This is a genomic window from Paenibacillus sp. F024 (genome assembly GCF_057814255.1).
In genome coordinates this window covers 1-6,903 of the sequence record NZ_JBVASZ010000069.1, presented here as the reverse complement: position 1 = coordinate 6,903, position 6,903 = coordinate 1, and the positions used below count along the sequence as shown (strand labels likewise).

At 44.8% G+C, this 6,903-nt stretch carries 7 protein-coding genes and 1 pseudogene; 1 reads left to right on the top strand and 7 read right to left on the bottom strand.

Annotated features, from left to right (window positions below):
* Window positions 1–170: 170 nt before the first annotated feature.
* From ACZYR9_RS26935 to ACZYR9_RS26910, 6 genes and pseudogenes are all read right to left on the bottom strand, one after another.
* Window positions 171–1,844, bottom strand: a complete 1,674-nt coding sequence (locus ACZYR9_RS26935; protein ID WP_488981441.1) for a thiamine pyrophosphate-dependent enzyme — start codon at window positions 1,842–1,844, stop codon at window positions 171–173.
* A gap of 19 nt (window positions 1,845–1,863) precedes the next feature.
* Complete coding sequence (locus tag ACZYR9_RS26930; RefSeq protein WP_488981440.1) at window positions 1,864–2,514, bottom strand: GntR family transcriptional regulator; 651 nt, start codon at window positions 2,512–2,514, stop codon at window positions 1,864–1,866.
* A gap of 232 nt (window positions 2,515–2,746) precedes the next feature.
* Complete coding sequence (locus ACZYR9_RS26925; protein WP_488981439.1) at window positions 2,747–4,096, bottom strand: Nramp family divalent metal transporter; 1,350 nt, start codon at window positions 4,094–4,096, stop codon at window positions 2,747–2,749.
* 162 nt (window positions 4,097–4,258) lie between these two features.
* Window positions 4,259–4,438: pseudogene (locus ACZYR9_RS26920) on the bottom strand (YdeI/OmpD-associated family protein); the annotation flags it as partial.
* Between the two features lie 15 nt (window positions 4,439–4,453).
* Window positions 4,454–4,843 carry a YdeI/OmpD-associated family protein gene (locus tag ACZYR9_RS26915; protein ID WP_488981438.1) on the bottom strand — a complete coding sequence of 130 codons (390 nt, stop codon included), beginning with the start codon at window positions 4,841–4,843 and terminating at the stop codon, window positions 4,454–4,456.
* A gap of 59 nt (window positions 4,844–4,902) precedes the next feature.
* On the bottom strand, window positions 4,903–5,556 hold the full coding sequence (locus ACZYR9_RS26910) for an HAD family hydrolase (protein ID WP_488981437.1): 654 nt from the start codon (window positions 5,554–5,556) through the stop codon (window positions 4,903–4,905).
* 202 nt (window positions 5,557–5,758) lie between these two features.
* Here ACZYR9_RS26910 and ACZYR9_RS26905 point away from each other — a divergent pair, with 202 nt between their 5' ends.
* Window positions 5,759–6,223, top strand: coding sequence for a hypothetical protein (locus ACZYR9_RS26905; RefSeq protein WP_488981436.1), 465 nt, complete (start codon window positions 5,759–5,761; stop codon window positions 6,221–6,223).
* Between the two features lie 72 nt (window positions 6,224–6,295).
* On the opposite strand, the gene ACZYR9_RS26900 is transcribed toward ACZYR9_RS26905, so the two are convergent.
* Window positions 6,296–6,766, bottom strand: coding sequence for a hypothetical protein (locus ACZYR9_RS26900; protein ID WP_488981435.1), 471 nt, complete (start codon window positions 6,764–6,766; stop codon window positions 6,296–6,298).
* Window positions 6,767–6,903: the final 137 nt, after the last annotated feature.

Here is a 6,903-nt window from a genome sequence, read left to right as displayed (position 1 = left end):
TCGATACGCTTTTACGCACAGATTTCGCCATACGCAAGTATCCTAGCTACGCGGGGACTTGGCTCCTCCCGCGACCGGACTTTCACCGGCTAGAAGATGCGTGCTTAGCTGGGCACGCCAAATGAAAAAGACCAACGAAAATCATCGTTGGTCTTTCAATCCGCCATGGATTACTTTTGTTGTGAGCTCTGTACTGCTCTCAATTCTTCAATAGTCTTGGATACCGACACCTGCTGCGGGTCAATACGAACTTCAATCAAAGCCGGTTTCGGAGATGCCAACGCCCTCCGAAGCGCAGGTACAAAATCTTCGTTCTTTTCCACAAGTTCACCATGCCCGCCCATATTAATCATGATTTGAGCAAAGTTCGGATTCGATAATTGTGTCGCAATGACACGCTCAGGAAATTGCTTCTCTTGATGCATACGAATCGTTCCGAACATGTTATTATTAGCGACAATCGCCAAGACAGGAATTTTGTTGCGGACAGCCGTCTCCAGCTCCTGCACCGTCATCATAAACCCGCCGTCACCGGCATAGGCCACTACGGTTTTCTCAGGCTGGGCAACCTTAGCTCCGATGGCTGCCGGAAGCGCATATCCCATTGCGCCGGAGGTAGGTCCAACAAAAGTCCCTTCCTCCTGAAAGCGGTAGTGCTTCGCCATCCATCCATAGAAATTGCCAGCATCCGATGTGAATATCGTGTCGGAAGGAAGATGGTTCATCAGATCGCCCATCATCCCTTCCAAATTCACATAAGCTTGACCGGACATGACGCGGACCTCGGAATATTGTTCATATTTTTTCCGCTGCTCCTGAATATAGACCTCACGCGATTCGTTTGGAACGGATTCTCCCAGCTCCGCAAGCAAATCGAGCATAAAGTTTTTCGTATCCGCCACAATCCCGAGTGCCGGTCGGTATACTTTGTTTAATTCATCCGGTGAAATATCGACATGAATCAGCTTCGTCTTGGAAGTCAACAGCGTATAGTTCTGTGTTGTAATTTGAGAGAATCGAGTCCCTAAGGCAAGAACGACATCCGCTTCTCTTACGCACTCAACCAGATACGGAGCGGCACCTACCCCCAATTGTCCTATGTAATATGGATGTTGATTAGGAAATGCATCGAACCGGCGAAATGCCGTTGCCACAGGAATTTGCAATTTTTCGGCGAGCTCCACCAACTCTTTCGCAGATTTCGTACTTGTTACTCCGCCTCCGGCGATAATCACCGGACGCTTTGCTTGCAGCAGGATTTCTTTAGCTTTGACCACGGCTTGGTGATCCGGACGCGGGTTGGATAACATCTCCGTTTCCTGAAACTCCATTTCTGCGATTTCATCCAGGACGTCCTGAGGCAAGGAGATCAGAACCGGACCCGGTCTGCCCGATCTAGCCATATGAAATGCCCTGTGGACCAGCTCCGGAACCCGATGAGCATCGTTAAGCTCAACGGTCCATTTAACCAAATGACTGAAATATTCCGCCATATCGATCTCTTGAAAACCTTCCCGTCCCCTAAACGAGCTTTCTACCTGTCCGATGAACGCGACCATGGGTGTGGAGTCTTGATGAGCGGTGTGCAAGCCGATGGATAAATTGGTTGCACCCGGTCCGCGTGTAGCGAAGCACACCCCAACCTTGCCGCTGGCTTTCGCATAGCCTTCAGCCATGAAAGAAACGCCGCCTTCATGGCGACCGGAAATCAATTCAATCTGAGGAGTTTCGTACAAAGCGTTTAACACGCTCAAATAGCTCTCACCGGGCACACAAAACGCTTTTTCAACGCCCTCTCTCAATAAAACCTCTACAATTGCTTTGGCAGCAGTCATCTGTGTCATGTTCAACTCTCCCTCTCCCTTATTGATATTGCTTGATTAAGTATTCAATGGCATTTCTTCTGGATGAACTAATATGTTCCCTCATTCTCATTTCGACTTTATCAGGGTCTCTTTCCAGAAAAGCCTCAATAATGGCTACATGCTCAGGAATCGAGACGTTGTGCTTCTCATTAACAGATGAAGTGAGGACAAAAATTCTATGATTATGGTCATAAATGTTACCCATGATATTGTGAATAAAGGTGTTGGGATACGAGTAGATAATTTGATTATGCAGCTCTTTATCCAAATCAATATAATAGGCTTTACGTTCATCGGGTGTGATTCCTTCGGGCGGTTCCGTTAAGCTGTGCATCATTTTTAACAGCCATTCTTCCGAAAGCTTGTGACATACGCTTTTAGCTACGAAGGGTTCGATCAATTCGCGCATTTCATATACTTCATTAAGTAATTCCACGGTTATGCCTGAAACGATAATCCCTTTGCGTGGATAAATATACACGAGCTTCTCCTGCTCCAATTTTTGCAGTGCTTCCCGTATGGGCGTCCGGCTGATGTTAAGCTCTTCTTGCAGCTTATCCTCAGAAATATCGGAGAGCGTTTTCAATTCGCCGCTTAAAATTTTCTCCTTAATGATCTCGTAGGCCAAATTGGTTTTTCCTTGCTTCATTCCATCACCCTTTGTAATCATAAGCTAGATGTATTTATAATATTTAACTGATATATCTATGTTATTTTCATAATAATCTCATTGCCAAATCGTGTCAATAGTAAATTAGACAAAATAAAGCCCGCGAATATTCGCGGGCTGTTAATAAGACACTCTATACGTATGAGATGAGATAAACGATCGTACTGAAGTGCTCTATCATTTGTTGATATGACCCATAATTCAGGTAGCATTACAAGACAAACGTTCCATATAAGAGATATCCATTTAATAATCCGATGACAACAGCCACAATCCATGCCAGTATCTGAATCCATTTGGGTGCAATGAGAGGACCCATTTTCCTTTTATCCCCTGTAAAGAGAACTAATGGGATGACAGCAAAAGATAGCTGTAACGACAGGATTACCTGGCTAAGAATCAACAATTCTCCGGTTGCTTGTTCTCCGGCCATGGAGATCACGATGACTGCCGGGATAATGGCAATGGCACGTGTGATGAGTCTGCGAAGCCAAGGCTTCAAACGAATATTCAAAAAGCCTTCCATTACAATCTGACCGGCTAATGTTCCTGTCAGGGTTGAGTTTTGCCCGGAAGCGAGCAGAGCTACCGCGAATAGTACGCTGGCGGCACCGGTACCGAGCAGCGGAGCCATTAGTTTATAAGCATCCTGGATTTGCGAAACCTCGGTATGCCCCGATGAGTGAAATACTGCGGCAGATAAGATCAGAATGGCCGCGTTTACGAATAAAGCGAGCATAAGGGCAACCGTTGAGTCTATGGTTGCAAAGCGTATTGCCGCCTTCTTCCCTTCTACCGTTTCTTCATATTTACGCGTCTGGACAATGGACGAATGGAGGTAAAGATTGTGCGGCATAACCGTTGCGCCAAGAATCCCTAATGCAATATACATCATCTCCGGATTCTTCACGATTTCCGCACTTGGGATAAACCCATTAAGAACAGCACCGACCTCAGGCTTGGAGAAAATCATTTCAGCCCCGAAACAAATGATAATCGTGGCCATCAGAGAGATGACTACCCCTTCCATAAAGCGAAAACCTTTGTTTTGTAACAGCAGTACCATCATAACATCCAACGCTGTGATGATCACGCCGATCACAAGAGGCAAACCAAATAAAAGCTGCAGCGCAATGGCCGAACCAATGACTTCGGCCAAATCACACGCGGCAATAGCTAATTCACAGAGAATCCATAGGGCAATATTAACCGGCTTGCTAAAATGATCACGGCAGGCTTGAGCCAGATCGCGGCCCGTTGCAATCCCCAGACGGGCAGACAAAGATTGAAGAAGGATCGCCATGATATTGGAAATCAGGATCACGGACAATAGAGAGTATTGAAATTGGGCACCGCCTGCAAGGTCGGTAGCCCAGTTACCGGGGTCCATATACCCGACGGCAATGAGATAACCCGGTCCGACAAAAGCAAGGAGCTTACGAAAGAAGCTGCCCTTCGTCGGAATATCCAAGCTTTTATATGCTTCAGGCAAACTGGGGTCGGAACGTTTACTGCGCCACCCTTGTTCTGCGGATGATTGTTCTTGAACAGTGACATTCATTGGTAAACAACCCTCTTTCCCCCGACAAATTTTGTTGCACTAAACCAACATTTAAAGTATAAATGTAGTATTTATATTACACTTTATTGTATCAGCATAGCACAAGAAAGTTGCCCCTACAACATAAATTTTACCTAGGGAAAGATTTTGTTTCTCTGTGATTTATTTCCCCTGCCGACGGGTTAGCTGCGGTATGGTGCTCCCGTTGTCCGAGTTTTCAATCAGTGTGTTAAGCCGCTTTTGTCTGGTCTCTTCTTTCTTCGCGCTAATCACCCACCAAATGGCAGCTTTACGGTACCAAGGCGCTTGGCTTTGAAAAAAGTCCCAGGCCCTGGGCATTGCCTGAAATTGCCGCTCTTAACCTGCCCCCAGCTCGACGCCGTCCTTTTGCTCATAAGCATATATAACCGATTTTTGTTCTGAGCGCTCCTCGAAAGCCTTGAGACCTGCAGGATGCATTAACCCTTGACGGATAAGGTCATGAGCATATTGAATGTTTACTGCACTCCATATGCTGCGGGGCTTGCGCGGTGTGAATCGAATGGCATAGCTCGCATCATCCAAGCTTTTACGAATGCCGTCGATCCACCCGAAACAAATCGCTTCCTTCACAGCTTCCGGCCAGGTGATGCCGGGCTTGCCCACATGCTTTTTATAAAATCCGACCCACAATTCCAGAGTATGTTCATAATGCTCCTCAAGCCAAGCCCGGAATTCAGAAGGTTCCATAAAAAATTTAGTGTTCAAAATTAAAAGCCCTCCTATTCGTTATCAAATCGCGTACATGCCTGAATGACAATTTTCGATTAGCTGATGAAGCCCATTATCTCTTTCATGCTTGTGATTCTGCCTATCGCCTCTATCCCCTTTTTGGCCATGTCTTCTTCGTTAGATTTGTAGCCTATAAAAGGGATCCCTGCGTCCATCGCCGCTCTGCCGTCAATCCAGGAATCCCCAACGGCAATCCATTCGTCGGATGAAATCTGTTTAAATTGACTCTGGGCATAATGATATCCTGAAGGGGAGGGCTTGAGGGCAGACATTTGTTCTCTGCCTATAATTAAATCAAAATAATGATGGATTTTGGTTTTTTGCAGAGCCGTTAAAGCGGCCGAGCATGAATTGTTCGTTATAATCACTAAAACATAATTTTGATATAAACATTCAAGCAATTCCTTAACGCCAGGTTCAAGGCCCGCGCCTTCCATCCCTTTTACTTCATGCTTTTCTGTAATTTTCATAATGGAGGCATAGATATCATCAGTTATACCCGTTTTCTTGGCGCACTCAATCAAGGTGGATGTCGTATGCTCTTGTACGGGAAAATCCTCAGGAAGGAAGTGCTGCCTTACCAGATAATCAAAAACCTCCTTCTTCATGTCCGGAAAATTAATGTTGGATTGCAGCAAGGTATTATCCATATCAAATATAATGCCTTTCATACGGCTCGTTCTTAGCATAACCATCCTCCGAGTATTGATAAAAAGGAAGCAGCCCTTTGAATTGAGGAATAGCTGCTTTCCCATTGCCAAAATGAAATACCTGTCATTACCATAAATATAACGATTTCATGAACATAAAGGCTGCTACCGTCATAACAAAAGGATCCAGCCCGAAACCCTTTGATGACATCCATATGCCAGAAACGAAGGAGTTCTTTTCATGAAAAAATCATTTCAGTGGAGCACATTTGCTGAAACATTGGAAACGTGCTTGGAAGCGCAATTGTTGAAAGTGAAAAAAAGCCTCAATCCCCTAACCAACAGTATGGGATTCGGGATCTATTTATACAAGGATATCACCATTAACCTCAATCGAATAAATAATGCAATCCATGAAATAGCCGAGGATTGTATGAACCTTTCCGGATCGTATAAAAGAGAGTTCCCCCAATTTTTTTCGGTTTCCGACGGAATTCATGCCACCATGTTTTCCGAGATTCCAGAGCATATTGTTGAACAGATTAAGTCTTTAGTTCAAGAACTTCCAAATTATCAATCACTGAAATCCTTAATGCAAAGGTATGGCTATAAATGTGAGCTTCACTACAATCAGGGGAGAATATTTTTTGGCTCGCTGCAAATCCACTTTAAAAAAGTCCCAAAAAAAGCAGCCCTGGCTATATAAATCACACGGCTATGAACACAAGATCACCCGCTAAACTAAAAAGTTTAGCGGGCTTTTTTTATGAGGAAGCCTCTATCCTGAACGCATGAGCCCCCACCGTACCTGCATTTTTTGAAACAAGTATAAATATAATGCACATATGGCATAGATCAGTACATAGCCCGCATGAAGACCGAATTGGGGAACGATGTATAAATAAGCCAGATAGAACATAAATAACGTAGTAATACTATACGAAAATCCATAAATGACAAAAGGAAATAGCCGGTGATCATCCTCGTAATGCAGTACTAAGATGAGCGGAAAAAGGGTAGTCGGAAACGAGCTTAAAATATTGGCCCATTGGCTGCCTACGATAGAAGCCGTCCCGGTAATCAGGATTAAAATCACCCCAACCGTAATTCCTCGAATGACATATTGTATTCCTGTGCTTTTGGAGCCCGGACTCTTACCCTGCCGACGGATGAGCTTATTCATGAGGATCAGATTCAGTACGAAGACGATCGTAAAAATAATAGAAGCCGATATCAGATTCACTTCCAAAGAATAAATCAGGCTCTTCGCGCTACTGGGTGGGTGGATGGCTATTAACGAGAGTCATAACCCTTCCGCTTGCTTGGAGAATCTCATAGGCAAAAGAAGCCGTCAAGAAGAGCGCTTGACCGCTCCTTTTGCCTATG